This window comes from Falsiroseomonas sp. HC035 (genome assembly GCF_050563525.1).
In the GTDB taxonomy this organism is placed as follows: Bacteria; Pseudomonadota; Alphaproteobacteria; order Acetobacterales; family Acetobacteraceae; genus Falsiroseomonas.
The window spans coordinates 57,757-76,632 of the sequence record NZ_JBNXUN010000010.1; the positions used below are offsets into that span (position 1 = coordinate 57,757).

At 71.0% G+C, this 18,876-nt stretch carries 15 protein-coding genes; all 15 read left to right on the forward strand.

Annotated features, from left to right (window positions below; translation table 11 throughout):
- Window positions 1–2 precede the first annotated feature (2 nt).
- Window positions 3–1,967, forward strand: a complete 1,965-nt coding sequence (locus ACLF3G_RS19890; protein ID WP_430671151.1) for a penicillin-binding transpeptidase domain-containing protein — start codon at window positions 3–5, stop codon at window positions 1,965–1,967.
- Window positions 1,968–1,998: 31 nt separating this feature from the next.
- The gene (locus ACLF3G_RS19895; RefSeq protein WP_430671262.1) at window positions 1,999–3,450 is read left to right on the forward strand and encodes a UDP-N-acetylmuramoyl-L-alanyl-D-glutamate--2,6-diaminopimelate ligase; all 1,452 of its coding nucleotides are present in this window, start codon (window positions 1,999–2,001) and stop codon (window positions 3,448–3,450) included.
- The gene (locus ACLF3G_RS19900; protein WP_430671152.1) at window positions 3,447–4,820 is read left to right on the forward strand and encodes a UDP-N-acetylmuramoyl-tripeptide--D-alanyl-D-alanine ligase; all 1,374 of its coding nucleotides are present in this window, start codon (window positions 3,447–3,449) and stop codon (window positions 4,818–4,820) included. Before ACLF3G_RS19895 ends, ACLF3G_RS19900 begins: the two co-directional genes overlap by 4 nt.
- Complete coding sequence (gene mraY, locus ACLF3G_RS19905; RefSeq protein WP_430671153.1) at window positions 4,817–5,905, forward strand: phospho-N-acetylmuramoyl-pentapeptide-transferase; 1,089 nt, start codon at window positions 4,817–4,819, stop codon at window positions 5,903–5,905. Before ACLF3G_RS19900 ends, mraY begins: the two co-directional genes overlap by 4 nt.
- Window positions 5,902–7,272, forward strand: a complete 1,371-nt coding sequence (gene murD, locus ACLF3G_RS19910; protein WP_430671154.1) for a UDP-N-acetylmuramoyl-L-alanine--D-glutamate ligase — start codon at window positions 5,902–5,904, stop codon at window positions 7,270–7,272. Before mraY ends, murD begins: the two co-directional genes overlap by 4 nt.
- Window positions 7,269–8,399 carry an FtsW/RodA/SpoVE family cell cycle protein gene (locus tag ACLF3G_RS19915; protein ID WP_430671155.1) on the forward strand — a complete coding sequence of 377 codons (1,131 nt, stop codon included), beginning with the start codon at window positions 7,269–7,271 and terminating at the stop codon, window positions 8,397–8,399. The genes murD and ACLF3G_RS19915 overlap by 4 nt, the downstream gene beginning before the upstream one ends.
- Window positions 8,396–9,556 (forward strand): undecaprenyldiphospho-muramoylpentapeptide beta-N-acetylglucosaminyltransferase, encoded by a 1,161-nt coding sequence (gene murG, locus ACLF3G_RS19920; protein WP_430671156.1) that lies wholly within the window; start codon window positions 8,396–8,398, stop codon window positions 9,554–9,556. The genes ACLF3G_RS19915 and murG overlap by 4 nt, the downstream gene beginning before the upstream one ends.
- Window positions 9,556–10,995, forward strand: coding sequence for a UDP-N-acetylmuramate--L-alanine ligase (gene murC / locus ACLF3G_RS19925; protein WP_430671157.1), 1,440 nt, complete (start codon window positions 9,556–9,558; stop codon window positions 10,993–10,995). Before murG ends, murC begins: the two co-directional genes overlap by 1 nt.
- Window positions 10,996–11,009: 14 nt before the next feature.
- Window positions 11,010–11,909, forward strand: coding sequence for a UDP-N-acetylmuramate dehydrogenase (gene murB, locus ACLF3G_RS19930; RefSeq protein WP_430671158.1), 900 nt, complete (start codon window positions 11,010–11,012; stop codon window positions 11,907–11,909).
- Window positions 11,906–12,829 carry a D-alanine--D-alanine ligase gene (locus ACLF3G_RS19935; RefSeq protein WP_430671159.1) on the forward strand — a complete coding sequence of 308 codons (924 nt, stop codon included), beginning with the start codon at window positions 11,906–11,908 and terminating at the stop codon, window positions 12,827–12,829. The genes murB and ACLF3G_RS19935 overlap by 4 nt, the downstream gene beginning before the upstream one ends.
- Window positions 12,819–13,709 (forward strand): cell division protein FtsQ/DivIB, encoded by an 891-nt coding sequence (locus ACLF3G_RS19940; RefSeq protein WP_430671160.1) that lies wholly within the window; start codon window positions 12,819–12,821, stop codon window positions 13,707–13,709. The genes ACLF3G_RS19935 and ACLF3G_RS19940 overlap by 11 nt, the downstream gene beginning before the upstream one ends.
- 22 nt (window positions 13,710–13,731) lie before the next feature.
- Complete coding sequence (gene ftsA, locus ACLF3G_RS19945) at window positions 13,732–15,024, forward strand: cell division protein FtsA (RefSeq protein ID WP_430671161.1); 1,293 nt, start codon at window positions 13,732–13,734, stop codon at window positions 15,022–15,024.
- 98 nt (window positions 15,025–15,122) lie between these two features.
- Entirely contained in the window at window positions 15,123–16,652 is a 1,530-nt protein-coding gene (gene ftsZ, locus ACLF3G_RS19950) for a cell division protein FtsZ (RefSeq protein ID WP_430671162.1), read from the forward strand.
- 310 nt (window positions 16,653–16,962) lie between these two features.
- A complete protein-coding gene (lpxC, locus tag ACLF3G_RS19955; protein WP_430671163.1) occupies window positions 16,963–17,868 on the forward strand; it encodes a UDP-3-O-acyl-N-acetylglucosamine deacetylase in 906 nt (301 codons plus the stop codon).
- A gap of 169 nt (window positions 17,869–18,037) precedes the next feature.
- Entirely contained in the window at window positions 18,038–18,868 is an 831-nt protein-coding gene (locus ACLF3G_RS19960; RefSeq protein WP_430671164.1) for an outer membrane protein assembly factor BamD, read from the forward strand.
- Window positions 18,869–18,876 lie beyond the last annotated feature (8 nt).

The following is an 18,876-nucleotide window of genomic DNA, read 5'->3' on the forward strand; positions in this document are numbered from 1 at the left end:
ATATGCCGTCCTTCCCGCCTCCTCCGGATGCTCCGCCCGCCGGACGCACGATCGGCCATACGGCCGCCGCGCCGGGCGCGCTGGTTCGCGTCAGCCAGCCGGAGCTGGTGCGCCGTGCGGCTCTGGAACGCACGCGGTCCCGCCTGCTGCTGGCCGCGGGCGGCTTCGCGGTGCTGTTCGGCGCCGTGGCGGCGCGGTTGGCCGATGCGACGCTGATCTCACCGGTCGCGCCGGTGCGGCTGGCGGCCATGGTGCGGCAGAACACGCCGCCGGCCGAGCACCTGCCCGGTCGCGGCGCCATCACTGACCGCAACGGCGAATTGTTGGCGGTAACGCTGCCGATCACGGCCCTGTACGCCAACCCGCGCGAGATCCAGGACCCGGCCGGCGCAGCACGGCGGCTGGTGTCCGTGCTGCCGCAGCTGAACCTGGAGGCGGTGACGGCGCGGCTGAGCGGCGAGCGGCAATTCGCCTACATCGCCCGCGCGCTGACGCCGCGCGAACAGCAGTCGGTGAACTCGCTCGGCATTCCGGGCTTGTATTTCGAGCAGGCGGAACGCCGCATCTACCCGCAGGGTCGCGCTGCCGCGCACATCCTCGGCGGCGTCGATGTCGATGGCAACGGCACGGCGGGCGTCGAGCGTTTCCATGACGAGCGCCTGCGCACGCGCCGCGGCGAGGACCTGCGGCTGTCCCTCGATGTCCGGGTGCAGCTGGCGCTGCGCGACGCGGTGCAGCAGCAGATCACGGATTTCAACGGCATCGGCGGCGCCGGCATCATGATGGATGTCCAGACCGGCGAGATCGTCGGCATGGTGTCCCTGCCCGACTTCGACCTCGCCGAGCCGGCGCGGGTCGAGGCGGTGGCGCCGGGCGCCAATGAACAGGGCAACAATCCGCGCTTCAACCGCGCTACGGTGGGCGTGTATGAGCCGGGCTCGACCTTCAAGCTGCTGACCGCGGCGATGGCGCTGGACCTCGGCACGGTGAATGTCTGGGGCGGCTATGACGCGTCACGGCCGATTCGCGTCGGGCGTTTCACCATCAACGACTATCGTGGCAAGAACCGCTGGCTGGCGCTGCCGGAAATCCTCGCCTACTCCTCGAACCTCGCCTCCGCGCACATGGCCGCGGCGGTGGGGCCGACGCGGCACCGGGAATTCATGGTGCGCATGGGCATGGGCTCGCGGCTTTCGGTGGAACTGCCGGAAACCGCGGTGCCGTTGATTCCACGGCCGCAGCACTGGCGGGACATCAACACGCTGACCATCGGCTTCGGCCACGGCATCTCCGTCACGCCGCTGCACGTCATCACCGGTGTCTCCGCCATCGTCAACGGCGGCATCCTGCGGCCGCCGACGCTGATGGCGCGGCCGCATGGCGAGGTGGTGGACGGCACGCGCGTGATCAGCGAGCGGACCTCGGATACCATGCGCCGTCTGATGCGGCTGGTGGTAACGGAAGGCTCCGGCCGCAGCGGCGACGTGCCGGGCTATTTCCTCGGTGGCAAGACCGGTACGGCGCAGAAGATCGGGCCGAACGGGCGCTACCTCGAGAACAAGCGCATCGCCGCCTTCGTCGGCGCCTTCCCGATGCAGGCGCCACGCTACGCGCTGTACGTGATGGTGGACGAGCCGAAGCCGAATGCGCGCAGCCATGGCTTCGCCACGGCGGGCTGGGTCGCGGCGCCGGCGGCGGGCGCCGTGCTGCGCCGTGTCGCGCCGATCCTCGGCATGGCACCGGAGACGGAGCGCGCGGCGGAGATCCAGGCCGCGCTCGCCATGCCGATGCAGCCGGGCCGCCCGCGCGCGCCTGGCAACGCCCCGGCGCGTGCCGAGCCGGCGCGGAGCGCTCCCCCACGCGTTGGCGCGGTGGCGCCCCCCGCCTCGCAGGATCGCGCGCAGGCGCCGCGCCGCAACGCCTCGGAGCCCGCGCTGTTGCGGGAGGTGAGCATTGCGCCGCGATGAAGCCCCCACGCTGCGCCGCCTGGACGAAGCACTGCGGGCCATCCCGGAGCTTTGCGTCCCGGACGGCGCGCTGCCGCCGCTCGGCGGGCTGACGGCGGATAGCCGCCAGGTCGCACCGGGCGACCTGTTCGCCGCCCTGCCCGGCGGCCAGGCGGATGGCAGACGCTACATCGGCGAGGCGGTGGCACGTGGCGCGGCGGCGGTGCTGGCACCGACCGGCACGGAATGGCCGGCCGGCATCGAGGTAAGGCCGATGATGCGCGCCGCCGATCCGCGGCGCGTGCTGGCGCTGGTCGCCTCGGCCTTCCACGGACGGCAACCGGAGACGGTGGTCGCCGTCACCGGCACCAACGGCAAGACCAGCAGCGTCGATTTCCTGCGACAGATCTGGACGCTGGACGGGCAGCGCGCAGCGTCCATGGGCACGCTGGGGCTGGTGGCGGAGGGGTTCGCACCCGGGCCGTCCCTGACCACGCCGGACCCGGTGGCGCTGCATGCGGCGCTGTCCGCGCTGGCGCAGGCGGGCGTGGGCGCGGCGGCGCTGGAGGCGTCCTCGCATGGGCTGGAACAGCGGCGGCTTGATGGCGTGCGGCTGGCGGGCGCCGGGTTCAGCAACCTGACGCGGGACCACCTTGACTACCACGGCGACATGGCCGCCTACCGCGCCGCCAAGCTGCGACTGTTCGACACGCTGCTGCCGCCGGGCGCCTGCGCGGTGGCGAATACGGAGATGGACGCGGCGACGCTCGAGGCATTGCGCGCGACTGCCGCCCTGCGCGGCTTGCGGCTGCTGACGGTGGGCGAGGCCGGTGAGGCGCTGCGCCTGGTGGCGCATCAGGCGCGGCCGGATGGGCAGGACGTGACGCTGGAGGGCTTCGGCCTGCGCGAGCGCCTGGACCTGGCGCTGCCGGGGCGGTTCCAACTGGACAATGTGATGATGGCGGCGACCCTGGCCATCGGCACGGGAATGGCGCCTTCGCGGGTGTTGGCGCTGCTGCCGCGCCTGAAGGGCGTGCGCGGGCGGATGGAACTGGCGGCGCGGCTGGCGGGTGGGGCGGCGGTCTATGTCGATTACGCGCATACACCCGATGCGCTGGACCGGCTGCTGCGGGCGCTGCGCGCGCATGTCGCGCCGGGGGCGCGGCTGCATGCGCTGTTCGGCGCCGGTGGCGACCGCGACCCGGGCAAGCGGCCGCTGATGGGCGCGGTCTGCGCGGCGCAGGCGGATGTCTGCTGGGTGACGGATGATAATCCGCGCAGCGAGGACCCGGCCGCGATCCGCGCCGCCGTGCTGGCCGCCTGCCCCGGCGGCATCGACGCCGGGGACCGCGCCACCGCGATTGCGCGCGCATTGGCGGCGCTGCGGCCGGGCGATGTGCTGGCGGTGGCGGGCAAGGGGCATGAGAGCGGCCAGACCATCGGTGGCGTGACACTGCCCTTCGACGATGTGGCCGTGGTTCGCGCAGCGGCGGGCCTGGCATGAGCACGCTGTGGACCAGCGCCGAGTTGCGCGCAGCCACCGGCGGGGCGCTGGCGGCGGAGGTCGCTGTCACCGGCGTGTCCATCGACAGCCGCTCGGTGATGCCGGGCGATCTGTTCGTGGCGCTGCGGGATGTGCGGGATGGCCACGCATTCGTCGCGGATGCGCTGGCGCGCGGTGCTGCGGCGGCGATGATCGATGGCGGGACGTCATCGGATGCCCGGCTGCTGCGCGTCGGTGACACGCTGGCGGGCCTGCGTGCCCTGGGGGACGCAGCGCGCGGCCGCAGCCTGGCGCGGGTGGTGGGCGTGACCGGCAGCGTCGGCAAGACGACGACCAAGGAAATGCTGCGCGCCCTGCTCTCGGTGCTGGGTCCGACACATGCGGCGGTGGCCAGCTACAACAACCACTGGGGCGTGCCGCTGACCCTGGCTCGGATGTCGCGAGACAGTGCCTATGCCGTGATCGAGATCGGCATGAACCACCCGGGCGAGATCGCACCGCTTGCCCGCCTCGCGCGGCCGCACGTCGCCGTCATCACGGCGGTGGAGGCCGCGCATATCGGTCATATGGGCAGCCTCGAGGCGATCGCTCAGGAGAAGGCGGCGATCATGCGCGGGCTGGAGCCGGGCGGTGTCGCGGTGCTGCCGGCAACCTCCCCCTTCCTGCCGTTGCTGCGGGACGCCGCGCACGGTGCGCGTGTCGTCACCTTCGGCGAAGGCGGCGATGTGCGTGCAGCGCGGATCGCAGCCGATGCAGAGGGCAGCGACATCGAGGCGGAGGTCGCCGGCACGCGCGTGACGTTCCGGCTCGGCACGCCTGGCTTGCACATGGCGGGCAACGCGTTGGCGGCGCTGGCGGCCGTCGCGGCGCTTGGCGGTGACGTGGCGAAGGTGGCGGGCGTGCTGGCGGACTTCCGCGCGCTGGCCGGGCGTGGCGACCGCCGCGCCATCTCGACTCCGGATGGTGGGCGCGCCGTGCTGCTGGACGAAGCCTACAATGGGCAGCCGCCGTCCATGCGCGCGGCGCTGTCGCTGCTTCGGCTGCTGCCGGCGCGGCGGCGCGTCGCCGTGTTGGGGCAGATGGGCGAGCTCGGCGCCTTCGCGCGGGATGAGCATGCCGGACTTGCGCCGCATATCGCAGCGGCGGCCGACCTGGTCTTCGGCTGCGGTCCGCTGATGCGCCATGCGCTGGACACGCTGCCTGCCGCGCAGATCGGTGGTTGGGCCGAAACCTCAGCCGAACTCGCGCCGATCGTTGCCGCCGCGCTGCGCGATGGCGATGCCGTTCTCGTCAAGGGCAGTCTGGCAACCGGGATGAAGACCGTGGTGCAGGCTTTGACCGCAAGCCTTCACGAAAGCTCCGCTGCATGATCTTCCACCTGCTCGCCCCGCTGGCCGACAGCTTCTCGCCGTTCAACGTGGTGCGCTACGTCACCTTCCGCGCCGGCGCCGCCTGCATCACCTCGCTCGTCATCGCGCTGTTCTTCGGCCCGATGCTGATCCGCTGGCTGCGCGCGAAGCAGAATGGTGGCCAGCCGATCCGCGAGGATGGACCGGCAAGCCACCTGCTGACCAAGAAGGGCACGCCCACCATGGGCGGCGTGCTGATCCTGCTGGCCCTGACCGGGTCCACCCTGCTGTGGGCGGATCTGCGCAACGGCTTCGTCTGGTGCGTGCTGCTGGTGACGCTGGGTTATGGCGCGCTGGGCTTCGCCGATGACTGGCTGAAGGTGACGAAGCGCAACACCAAGGGCGTGTCCGGCCGGCAGAAGCTGGTGACGCAGGCGGCGATCGGCCTGGCCGCGGCGGTGTGGATGTACTTCCTGATGCCGGAACCGCTGGCGGACAAGTTGGCGATGCCGTTCTTCAAGGAGGCGCTGATCCCGCTTGGCATCGCCTTTCCGCTGCTGGCGATGCTGGTGATGATGGGCGCCTCCAACGCGGTGAACCTGACGGATGGGCTGGACGGCCTGGCGATCGTGCCGGTGATGATCGCGGCGGGCGTCTTCGCGCTGATCGCCTATCTGGTCGGCAACCGCATCTTCGCGGACCACCTGCAACTGCACGCCGTGGCCGGTTCGGGCGAACTGGCGGTTTTCTGTTCCGCGCTGATCGGCGCGAGCCTCGGCTTCCTGTGGTTCAACGCGCCGCCGGCCGCGGTGTTCATGGGTGACACGGGATCGCTCGCGCTGGGTGGTGCTCTCGGCGCCGTGGCGGTGGCGACGAAGCATGAGGTGGTGCTGGCCATCGTCGGCGGCCTGTTCGTGGTGGAGACCCTGTCCGTCATCATCCAGGTGTTCTGGTTCAAGCGCACCGGCCAGCGCGTCTTCCTGATGGCGCCGCTTCACCATCATTTCGAGAAGAAGGGGTGGGCGGAAGCCACCATCGTCATCCGATTCTGGATCATCGCCATGATCCTGGGGCTGGTCGGACTGTCGACCTTGAAGCTGCGATGAAGCCTTTCGCGGGAGAGCGCATCGCGGTGGTGGGGCTCGGTCGGGCCGGGCTGCCGGCGGCCGCGCGGCTGGCCGGCTGGGGCGGCGACGTGACGTGCTGGGACGATGGCGCGCCGGCCCGCGCGGCGGCGGAGGCGGCGGGTTTCTCGGTACGCGATCCCTCGGCCGGGCGGTTCGACTTCGACGCGCTGCTGCTGTCCCCGGGCATTCCGCACCTGTTGCCGCAGCCGCATCCGGCCGCGGTGGCGGCACGGGCGGCGGGCGTGCCGATCCTGTGCGACGTCGAGTACCTGTTTCGTGCCGTCCGCGCGTCGGGCAGCGCGGCGTGTTTCGTTGGGATCACCGGAACCAACGGGAAGTCAACGACGACGGCCCTGTTGCACCACATCCTTTGCAGTTCCGGTCGCGTATCGGAGGTGGGCGGAAACCTTGGTCCTCCGGCGCTTGGACTCAAGATGTTGGGGTCCGACGGCGTCTACACGCTGGAAATGTCATCCTATAGCTTGGAGCGAATCGCGAAAGTCGGCTTCAACGGGACAGTCATGTTGAACCTCAGCCCCGATCATCTCGACCGTCATGGAAGCATGGCCGGCTATGCCGCTGCGAAGGCGAACATCTTCGCGCGGCAGGGCAGCGGTGACTTTGCCGTGGTCGGCCAGGACGATGCCTGGACCGCCGGAATGGCGCTCGGGACTGCGGCGCGGCGGGTGCCGATTTCGGGCGAAAGGGCGGTCGAGGGCGGCGTCTGGGCGATGGGTCGTAGCCTGCGGGATGAGGTCGGGGAGATCGCCGACCTGGACCAGGCCCCTGCCCTGCCCGGCAGCCACAACGCGCAGAACGCCGCCGCGGCCGCGGCCGCGGCGCTGGCGCTCGGCGTGTCGCGGGCCGACATCGCGCGCGGGTTGCGCAGCTTTGGCGGGCTGCCGCATCGACAGGAGCTGGTCGGGCAGATCGGCGGCGTGCGCTTCGTCAACGACAGCAAGGCGACCAATGCCGACAGCGCGGCGCGCGCGCTGGCCTCCTACGACCGTGTCGTCTGGATTGCCGGCGGCACCGGCAAGGAGGGTGGCATCGAAAGCCTGGTGCCGTTGTTCCCGCGCATCGCCCGTGCGGTGCTGATCGGCCGCGATGCGCCCGCCTTCGCCGCGACGTTGACCACGCATGGCGTGCCGCATGAGGTCGCGGGGACGCTGGAGGATGCGGTGCCGGCCGCCGCCGCTGCGGCGCGGGCGGGCGATGCGCCGGTGGTGCTGCTGTCGCCGGCTGCGGCATCCTGGGACCAGTTCACCGGCTTCGATGCGCGCGGCGACCGGTTCCGGGCGCTGGTCCAGGCGATGGCCTCCGCGGATGTGGGGAGGGCGGCATGATCCAGGTCTCGCGCGCGGACAACTCCACAGTCGGGCGTTGGTGGTGGACCGTGGACCGCTGGACGCTGGCGGCGCTGCTGACGCTGATCGGCTTCGGTTACGTGATGATGCTGGCGGCGAGCCCCGCGGTGGCGGAGCGGATCGGCGCCGCGTCGCGCAACATGTTCTTCCTGCGGCAGGTCGTCTATCTCGGGTTGGCGGCGGCGGTGCTCGTCGCTGTCTCGATGCTGACGGTGAAGCAGGTGCGGCTGCTGGCCTGGGCCGGGCTGGCGGGCGCGATGCTGATGGTGGCGGCGACGCTGGTGGTAGGCACGGAGATCAAGGGTGCGCGGCGCTGGATCTCGCTGCCGGGCTTCGGCTCGCTGCAACCTTCGGAATTCCTAAAGCCCTGCTTCGCCGTGGTCGCCGCCTGGCTGATCGCGGAGGGCAAGCTGGCGCGCCGACATGGTGCGACGGTGCTGGCGGTGCTGATCTTCGGCGTGATCGGCGTGATGCTGAAAAGCCAGCCGGACATCGGCATGATGCTGGTGGTGGCGGCGGTGTTCTTCGCGCAGTTCTTCGTGGCCGGGCTGAACCTGCTGGCCGTGGGCTTCGTCGGGCTGCTGGGCATCGCTGGTGCCGTTGGCGCCTATTTCCTGTTCCCGCATGTGCAGGCGCGCGTGGCGCGCTTCACCGGCGAGCAGTCGGAGAACTTCCAGATCGAGGTGGCGCTGGAGGCCTTCGGCAACGGTGGACTGCTCGGGCGTGGTCCCGGCGAAGGTCGGCTGAAGAACATGCTGCCGGACGCGCATGCGGACTTCGTCTTCGCCGTGGCCGGCGAGGAGTTCGGCCTGGTGATGTGCCTGGTCATCCTGGCGCTGTTCGCCTTCGTCGTGGTGCGCGGCCTGGTGCGGCTGCTGGGCGAGGGCGACCTGTTCGTGGTGCTGGCCTCGGCCGGACTGCTGACGCAGTTCGGGCTGCAGGCCTTCATCAACATGGGCTCCACCCTGCACCTGATCCCGACCAAGGGCATGACGCTGCCCTTCGTGTCCTATGGCGGGTCCTCCGTCCTCGCCATTGCCCTCGGGATGGGGATGCTGCTGGCGCTGACGCGCCGCCGCCTGTCCCGTGCCGAGGATGAGCGATGAGGGGACCGAGCGTGCGCCCCATCGTCATCGCCGCCGGCGGCACCGGCGGGCATCTGTTTCCAGCGGAAGCGCTGGCGGCGGAACTCGTGGCGCGTGGCGAACGGATCGCGCTGATGACGGATGCGCGCAGCGCCGCCTACGAAAGCCCCGCCTTCGGCAATGCGGAACGCTTCGTGCTGAAGGGCTCCGGCCTCGCCGGCCGCGGCGTGCAGGGCGCGGTGCGCGGGGCCCTGGCACTGGCGGCCGGCACCATCGAGGCGCGCGGCATCCTTGCGCGGCTGGATGCCTCGGCAGTGGTGGGCTTCGGCGGCTATCCCTCCGTCCCGCCGCTGATCGCGGCGCGGCTGCTGCCGAGGGCGACGCGGCCGGCGACGGCGCTGCATGAACAGAACGGCGTCCTGGGCCGCGCCAACCGGCTGCTGGCACCCGGCGCGGACCTGCTGGCGCTGTCGGCGGATGATACGACGCGGGTGCCGACCTCGGCCCATGTCGAGGTGGTGGGCAACCCGGTACGGCCGGCGCTCGCCGCACTCGCGGGCCAGGGCTTCGCGGAGCCGGAGGATGGCGTGATCAGGCTGCTGGTGCTGGGTGGCAGCCTCGGCGCGCGTATCTTTGCCGATGTGGTGCCGGGCGCGGTGGCGCTGCTGCCGGAACGGCTGCGCCAGCGCCTGGTGGTGACGCAGCAGACCCGGGCCGAGGATCTGCCGCGGGTCGAGACGGCCTATCGCGAAGCGGGCGTCCCGGCGGATCTTTCGCCCTTCTTCGGCGATATCGCGGTGCGGCTGGCGATGGCGCATCTCGTGGTCGCGCGCGCCGGCGCCTCGACGGTGGCGGAACTCGCCTGTGCCGGGCGGCCTTCCCTGCTGGTGCCGCTGCCGCATGCGATCGACGATCACCAGACGGCGAATGGCCGTTCGCTGGAACGCGCCGGTGCCGCCTGGATCATGCCGCAGCCGGGCTTCACTCCGGAGTTGCTCGCACGGCAGATGACGGCGATGTTCTCGACGCCCGCGGTGCTGGCGAAGGCAGCGGCCGCGGCGGCGCGCCTGGCCCGCCCGGACGCGGCACGGCGCTTGGCCGATTTGGTGCAGGGGCTGGTCCACCGGCCTGCACCGCAAGATTTCTCGCGCACGATCGCGCAGTCGGAGTCCCGTTGATGCGCGCGCTGCCCCTTTCCATCGGGCCCATCCACTTCGTCGGCATCGGCGGCATCGGCATGTCCGGCATCGCGGAGGTGCTGCACAACCTCGGCTATGCCGTGCAGGGCAGCGATTTGTCCGAAAGCACAAATGTGCTGCGGCTGCGCGCCAGCGGCATTCCGGTGTCGATCGGGCACGACGCGGCGAATCTCGGCACGGCGCAGGTGGTGGTGGTCTCCACCGCGGTGAAGCGCGACAATCCGGAGGTGCAGGCGGCGCGCGCGCGGCTGGTGCCGGTGGTGCGGCGTGCGGAGATGCTGGCGGAACTCATGCGTCTGAAATGGGCGGTCGCCATCGGCGGCACCCATGGAAAGACGACGACGACGAGCCTGGTCGCCTGCGTGCTGGAAGCGGCGAAGCTCGACCCCACCGTGATCAACGGCGGCATCATCAACGCCTACGGCACGAACGCCCGCCTGGGCTCCGGCGACTGGATGGTGGTGGAGGCGGATGAGAGCGATGGGTCGTTCCTGAAGCTGCCCGCCGTCTGCGCCGTGGTGACCAACATGGACCCGGAACACCTGGACCATTGGGGTACCGAGGAAGCGATGAAGGAGGGCTACGCCCAGTTCGTCGGCAACATCCCGTTCTATGGCTTTGCGGTGCTGTGCGCGGACCACGCGGAAGTGCAGGCGATGATCCCGCGCCTGTCGGATCGTCGCATCATCACCTACGGCTTCTCCCCGCAGGCGGATGTGCGGGCGGAGAAGCTGATCACGGACCGGACCGGTGCGACCTTCGAGGTTGCGGTGCGCGACCGTGCCACCGGGCGCAGCCGGTTGCTGAAGCCGATGCGCCTGCCGATGCTCGGCAGCCACAATGTGCAGAACTCGCTGGCCGCCATCGCCATCGGGCTGGAGATGGACATCCCCGAAGCCACCATCCGCACGGCGCTGATGGGCTTCAAGGGCGTCAAGCGGCGCTTCACCCGCACCGGGGAGGCCGGCGGCATCACGGTGATCGACGACTACGGCCATCATCCGGTGGAGATCGCCGCGGTGCTGAAGGCGGCGCGGCAGGCCGGCGCGCGGGACGTGGTGGCCGTGGTGCAGCCGCACCGCTATTCGCGCCTCGCCTCTCTTTTCGAGGATTTCTGCACCTGCATGAATGACGCGGGCACGGTGATCGTCGCGGATGTGTATGCGGCGGGTGAGCAACCGATGCCGGGCGTGGATCGCGACGCGCTGGTCGAGGGGCTGCGCGCACGCGGGCATCGCAGCGTGGTGCCGCTGCCGGGGCCGGACAGCCTGGCGGAGATGGTGAACGCCATCGCCAAGTCGGGCGACTACGTGATCTGCCTCGGCGCCGGCACCATCACCACCTGGGCACATGCGCTGCCGGAACAGCTTGCTGCGCTGCAGTCGCGCACGCGGCCGCGCCTGGTCGGCAACACGTGACGGCGCGCCGCGACATGGCCCCGCACGCCACCCTGCCGCCGCTGCGCGGGCGCGTGCAGCAGGAGGCACCGCTGGCGGCCTTCACCTGGTTCCGCGTCGGCGGGCCGGCGGAATGGCTGGTTCGGCCGGCCGATGTGGACGACCTGCTTCTGCTGCTGCGCGACCTGCCGGATGCGGTGCCGCTGACGGTGATCGGTGCCGCGTCCAACCTCATCATCCGCGATGGCGGCGTGCGCGGCGTGGTGCTGCGCCTGGCGGGGCGCGGTTTTGGGGAAGTGACCGTGGAGGCCGACGGCATCGTGGCCGGTGCGGCGGCGCTGGATGCGGTGGTCGCGGAACATGCGGCGGCGGCGGGGCTTGGCGGCCTGGAGTTTCTCTCGGGCATCCCGGGCAGCATCGGTGGCGCGGTCGCGATGAATGCCGGCGCCTACGGGCGCGAGGTGCGCGACGCACTGGATTGGGCGGAGGTCGCGACACCGGATGGGCTTCTGCGCCTCTCGGCGGAAGACCTGCACTTCGCCTACCGCCATGCGACGCTGCCAACGCGCGGCGTCGTGGTGCGGGCGCGATTCCATGCGCAGCCGGGCGACGCAGCGGCGATCGCGGCGCAGATCGCGAAAATCCGCGCGGCGCGGGAGGCGACGCAGCCGGTGCGGGCACGGACGGGTGGTTCCACCTTCAAAAATCCGCCGGGCCACAAGGCCTGGACGCTGGTCGATGCCGCGGGTTGCCGCGGGCTGGTGCGCGGTGGCGCGCAGGTGTCCGAGTTGCACGCGAACTTCCTGCTGAACACGGGCGGCGCAACGGCCTCGGACCTCGAGGCACTCGGCGAGGAGGTGCGGGCGCGCGTGCAGGCGCATTCCGGCATCACACTGGAATGGGAAATCAAGCGGATCGGCGAGGTTTCGGCATGAGCGCGCGCGTGGCAGTGCTGTTCGGCGGCGTCTCGGCGGAGCGCGAGGTCAGCCTCGCGACCGGCGGGCAGGTGATGACGGCGCTGCGCGCGGCGGGCTTCGAGGTCGCGCCGATCGACGTGGGCGCCGACCTCGGCGCGGTGATCGGCGCGCTGCAGGCGGCGAAGCCGGATGTGGTGTTCAACGCGCTGCATGGCCGCTACGGCGAGGATGGCTGCATCCAGGGCGTGCTGGACTGGATGGGCCTGCCCTATACGCATTCCGGCGTGCGCGCCTCTGCCGTCGCCATGGACAAATCCGCGGCGAAGGCGGTGTTCCTCGCGGCCGGGCTGCCCGTCGCCGAAAGCCGGCTGGTGACGCCGGAGGAGCTGGAGGCGGCGGACCCGCTACCCCTGCCCTATGTCGTGAAGCCGGTGAACGAAGGTTCCTCCGTCGGCGTCGAGATCCTTCGCGAGGGCGACAACCGGCGCGCCGACGTCGCACGGGCCTGGAAGTTCGACCGGCGCATCATGGCGGAGGCCTTCATTCCCGGGCGGGAGCTGACCGTCGCCGTGATGGGCGACCGCGCGCTTGAGGTGACGGAAATCGACACCGGCCACGTGTTCTACGACTACGAGGCGAAATACGCCGACGGCGGCAGCCGCCACACCCTGCCCGCCCCCGTGCACCCCGAGACGCGGGCAAAGGCGATGGAGATTGCGCTGCGGGCGCACCAGGCGCTGGGCTGCCGCGGCGTGTCCCGCGCCGACCTGCGCTACGACGACACGGCAGGTGAACCAGGACGGCTGTTCCTGCTGGAGGTCAACACCCAGCCGGGCATGACGCGGACCTCGCTGGTGCCGGAACAGGCGGCTCATGTCGGCATCGGGTTCCCCGAGCTGTGTGCCTGGATGGTGCGGGAGGCCCGGCATGGCGCGTAGCCCCGTCAGCAGCGCGCGTCGCGCCCCGGTGGCACGGCGGGAGCCGGACCGGCCCAGCTCGCTGCGTTTGTGGATCAAGCGGCGGCGCGGATTGCTGCGACCGGCGGCGCTGTGGGCCATCGGCTTCGGGCTGCTCGGCGTGACCGGCTATGCGGTCTATGCCGCGGACCCGGCCGGCCGCGTGCGGGCAGTGGTGGAGAATGCGGCGGAACTCGGCCTGGCGGCGGGGCTGGAGGTGACGGAAGTGCTGGTGGAGGGGCGCGAGAATGCGCCGCTCGATCTTATCCGCTCGGCCATCGGCGTCGAGCGTGGCGACCCGATGCTCGGCTTCTCGCCGGGCGAGGCGCGGGAGCGCTTGCAGAGCATAGCCTGGATCGCCTCCGCCCATGTGGAACGCCGCCTGCCCGGCACCATCCTGGTGCGGCTGGAGGAACGCGCGCCCTTCGCGATCTGGCAGCACCAGGGTCGCTTCGCGGTGATCGACCGCAACGGGCTGGTGGTGGAGACGGAAACGTTGGACGCCTTCGGCCCTCTGCCGCTGGTGGTCGGTGCCGGTGCGGAAAAGCACGCGGCGGAGCTGTACGACCTGCTGCAGGCGCATCGCAACATCCTGGCCCGCACCCAGGCGCTGGTGCGCATCGGCGAACGGCGCTGGAACCTGCGGCTGCACAGCGGCACGGATGTGCTGCTGCCGGAAGGGCATGAGGCGCCGGCGCTGAACCGGCTGGCGGAACTGCACGCCCGCAACGCGCTGCTGGACCGTCCGCTGGTCGCAGTCGACATGCGCCTGCCGGACCGGCTGGTGGTGCGGCAGCAGCCGGTGGCGGAACAGCCGGCGCCGCCCGCACGACGCAACGCCACCCGGAGCACGCGCGGATGAACGCAAGCCAGGTCCTCCGCGCATGAACGCGCTGTCGCGCCTGCCCATCGGCGTCGAGCCGCCCTCCGAGCGTCGCCGGCGCGGTGCGCGCAGCGGCACCTTCGGCGTGCTCGACATCGGCACCACGAAGGTGGTCTGCCTGATCGCGCGCATCGAGGGCGATGGCGACCCGCGGGTGCTCGGTTTCGGCTGGCAGCGCGGTCGAGGCGTGAAGGGTGGCTCCATCGTCGACCTGGAGGAGGCGGAGCGCGCGATCCGCGCCGCCGTCGGCCAGGCGGAGGAGATGTCGGACACGCAGTTGACCGGGGCCATCGTCAACCTGTCCTGCGGCCAGCCGACGTCGCGGCTGATGAACCTGCAATGGCCGATCAGCGGCCGCGCCGTGACGGAAGCCGACCTGCGCGCGATCCTGGCGGAAGGCCGCCGCCGTGGTGCGGAGGATGGGCGGGAGACGGTGCATGGCTCGCCGGTGTCCTTCACCGTCGATGCCACGCCCGGTGTCGAGGATCCGCGTGGCATGGTCTGCGACCAGCTCGGTGCACGGGTGCACCTGGTGGATGCCTCGCAGGCGGCGCTGCGTAACCTCGGCGCCTGTCTCGCCCGCTGCGACCTGGAGGTGGAGGAACTGGTCTCCTCCCCGCTCGCCGCTGGCCTCGCGACGCTGGTGGAGGACGAGAAGCGCATCGGCGCCACCGTCATCGACATGGGCGGCGGCACCACCTCCATCGCCGTGTTCAGCGAGGGGCAGCTGATTCATACGGCGCAGATCCCGGTCGGCGGCTGGCAGGTGACGAACGACCTGGCGCGGGTGCTTTCGACGCCGATCAATCATGCCGAGCGGCTGAAGACGCTGCATGGCGGCGCCATGGCGGCAGCGGATGACGAGCGGGAGATGCTGCCTGTGCCGCTGGTCGGAGAGGATGAGGACCACATCGCGCGCGTGCCGCGCACCATGCTGGTGAACATCATCAGGCCGCGGCTGGAGGAGACCTTCGAATTCGTGCGCGAGCGGCTGGAGCAGGCCGGCGTCGCGCGCGAGGCCGGGTCCCGCGTCGTGCTGACGGGCGGCGCGAGCCAGCTGATCGGCGCGCGGGAACTGGCGGCCCGCGTGCTGGACCGGCAGGTGCGCATCGGCCGACCGCGCGGCGTGCGTGGCCTGCCGGAGACCGCCGGCGGCCCGCCCTTCGCGGCGGCCATCGGGCTGCTGGCCTGGGGCGCCGGCGAGGGCCGGCCCCTGATCGACATCGCCCCTGGCGCCGACCGGTCGCGTGGCCGCGTGCGTCGCCTGATCGACTGGCTACGGGTGCGCGTCTGACCGACGCGCAACTGATTCACGGTGTGCGTCCGACCGACGTGCAACCCGATACCGATTTTCAACTTCCCTTGGCTGAGCTTCCAGGAAAGGCCCCGTTCATGACCCTCAACCTGACGATCCCGAACCAGCAGCACACCGACTTCACGCCGCGCATCACCGTCATCGGTGTTGGCGGCGGCGGCACCAATGCCGTGAACAACATGGTTACGATGGGGCTGGAGGGCGTTGAGTTCCTGGTCGCCAACACCGATGCGCAGTCGCTCCAGCACAGCAAGGCGGATCGCCGCGTGCAGCTCGGCTCCTACCTGACGCAGGGCCTCGGCGCGGGCGCGAAGCCGGAGATCGGCCGTGGCGCGGCCGAGGAAGCGGAGACCGAATTGGCGCGCCACCTGGAAGGCAGCCACATGGTGTTCGTGACCGCCGGCATGGGCGGCGGCACCGGCACCGGCGCGGCGCCCGTCATCGCGCGCATGGCGCGCGAGCGTGGCATCCTGACGGTCGGCGTGGTGACGAAGCCCTTCGACTTCGAGGGGCCGAAGCGTCGCAAGGCCGCCGATGCCGGCATCGAGGAACTGCAGCAGTTCGTCGACACGCTGATCGTCATCCCGAACCAGAACCTGTTCAGGCTGGCGAATGAGCGCACGACCTTTGCCGAAGCGTTCCGAATGGCCGACAACGTGCTGTACATGGGCGTGCGCGGCGTGACCGACCTGATGGTCAACCCCGGCCTGGTGAACCTCGACTTCGCCGACATCCGCACCGTGATGGCGGAGATGGGCAAGGCGATGATGGGCACCGGCGAGGCCGAGGGCGAAGGCCGCGCGGTGAAGGCCTCCGAGGAGGCGATCAGCAACCCGCTGCTGGAAGACACCTCGATGCACGGCGCGCGCGGCGTGCTGATCAACATCACCGGCGGCCTCGACATGACGCTGTTCGAGGTGGACGAGGCGGCCAACCGCATCCGCAAGGAGGTGGACGAGGACGCGAACGTGATCTTCGGATCCTCCGTCGACGAATCCATGAATGGCCGCCTGCGGGTCTCCGTGGTCGCCACGGGCATCGACGCGCGCGACACGCGCGAGGCGGAGCGGCCGAAGCTGGTGGCGATGGGTGGCGGTGGTTCCGTGCAGGCGGTGGCCAGCGCGCCGGTGCCGCAAGCGGCCAGCCAGGGTGCGCCGCAGGGCCAGCCGATGCCGCCCTCCATGCGCGGCCCGGCCGGGTTCACGCCGCGCGTGGCCTCCGGTGGCGCGCAGCCGGCGCAGATGCGCCCGGCGCAGACCTACGCGGCACCCCAGCCGGCTCCGATGCAGGCCGCCAACGTCCAGGCGGTGCAGGCCCCGCCGAGCGAGGCACCGGTCAGCATGCAGCAGCCCGCCGAGGCGTCGCTCCGCGCCCCGGCCGGAACCCGCCAAGCGGCGCCGATGCCGCCGGTTCAGTCCGGTGGCTTCAAGAACCTGTTCCTCCAGGCGACGGGACTACGGCGCCGCGACGTGGACGCGCCGGCGCCCCAGGCCGCACAGCCCGTGCGGCAGGAGCCGCAGGCGGCACCGCGCCCGGTGGCCGCGCCGACGCAGCAGGACGAGATGGGCCTGGACATTCCGACCTTCCTGCGCCGGCAGAGCAACTGAGGCGCACCCTCTGCGATTGGGGCAGAATTGCGGCGTTGCTGCGCCGCAAAAATCGTTCATTTTCAGTGGGTTCTGACGTAATACGGAGAAACAACGCTTGAATGGTGTTTCCCGGGTGGTGGTGGCATCAACCACTCGGGACGCCGGGTCTGGCGTCCCTCCCAGATCGGCCCATCCCGGCCGGCAGCGGGTTTCTAGGGCACGTCCCTGAGGTTCGGCCGCCTGGTGCGGCCGCGGCACAGGGCGGGGTCAGGGGCGCGAGCAAGCTATGGACGGTTTCCTTCCTGTCGATCTGAGACGGCGCAAGACGTTGAAGACCGTGATCGGCTGCGTCGGCGTCGGCCTGCACAGTGGCCGCCGCGTCTCGCTGACCCTGCGCCCGGCCCCCGCCGGCACCGGCATCCTGTTTCGCCGCAGCGACCTCGGCATTGATATTCCCGCCCGCTTCGACCGCGTTGTCGATACCCGCCTTTGCACCGCCTTGGTTGCCGAAGGGGCGCCGCAGGCGCGCATCGGCACGGTGGAGCATGTGATGGCGGCACTCGCCGGCACCGGTGTCACCGACGCGATCGTCGAGCTGGATGGGCCGGAAGTGCCGATCCTGGACGGCTCCGCCGCGCCCTTCGTGTTCCTGATCGACTGCGCCGGCACCGTCGGCCTGGACGTGGCCGCCCCGGTGATCGAGGTCCTGGCCCGCGTGCGGGTGGAGGAAGGCGACGCCTTCGCCGAATTGCAGCCGGCCTCCCTGCCCGGCTTCGAGGCGTCGCTGGCGATCGATTTCCCGTCCACTGCCATCGGCCAGCAGTCGGTCAATCTGCGCCTCAGCCCGGGCAGCTTCCGTGCCGAACTCGCGGATTCGCGCACCTTCACCCTGGCCGAGGACATCGCGCGGCTGCGCGCCGCCGGCCTGGCGCAGGGCGGCAGCCTGGACAACGCCATCGTGGTCGACGGCCCGCTGGTGCTGAACCCCGGCGGGCTGCGGCGGCCGGATGAATTCGTGCGGCACAAGATGCTGGACGTGGTGGGCGACCTGGCCCTGGCCGGCGCGGCTTTGTCCGCCCGGTTCGTCGGCAACCGCTCCGGCCACGCGCTGAACAACAAGGTGCTGCGCGCCCTGTTCGCGGACCACCGCGCCTGGCGCCTGGTGGATGGCGAGGTGCCGATGGACGGCGTCACCACCCGCCTGCCGGCCGCCGCCGCGCCGGCTATGGCTTAGACGCCGTCCCGGCGATGGCCTGAACGCGAAGCTGGGTTCCGCTGCCCGGTGAAGTGACAGCGTGGCGCCGATGGCCTAGGACTGGCGGAGACACACGGCGGCGAACCGCGCCTTGCCGTGACCATGCCGCGGCATGGTATAGGGAAGCCCCATGCCGGACCGGTGCGCGATGCTTCGACGCCTTCTGCCCTTGATCCTCATCCTGCCCATCGCCGCCTGCACGGCTTGGGACGGGCGCATGAACACGCTGGGGGCCACGGCCGGCGCCACCGGGCAGGACACCTCGCCCGAGGCGCTGTATGCGCGCGGGATGGAGGCGCTGGAGGCACAGCGCTATGCCGCCGCGGTGACGGCCTTCGACACGGTGGAGCGCGAGCACCCCTATTCTGCCTTCGCCACCAACGCGAAGCTGATGTCCGCCTATTCTGAATATATGCGGAACCGGTACACGGAGGCCCTCGGCGCGCTGGACCGCTTCATCCAGCTGCACCCGGCGCATCGCGACATTGCCTATGCCTACTACCTGCGCGCGCTGTCCTACTATGAACAGATCAACGACACGCAGCGCGACCAGCGTTCGACCGAACAGGCGATGGCGGCGCTGCAGGACGTGGCGAATCGTTTCCCGAACACGCCCTATGCGCGCGACGCCCGGCTGAAGATGGACCTGGCCCGCGACCACCTGGCGGGGCGCGAGATGACGATCGGGCGCTTCTACCAGACCCGGCGCCTGCACACGGCCGCGATCGGCCGGTTCCGCCGCGTGATCGATGAGTACCAGACCACCAACCACGTCCCCGAGGCGCTCCACCGGCTGACGGAGCTGTACCTGACGCTCGGCCTGGTGGATGAGGCGCGGCGCACCGCCGCCGTGCTCGGCCACAACTACCCGGGCAGCCCCTGGTACCAGGACAGCTACGCGCTGCTGGTCGAGGGCGCGGAGGGTTCCGAGCCGAACCGGCCCGGCCTGGTCCGGCGCGTCGTAGGCTCCATCTTCTGAGCGACAGG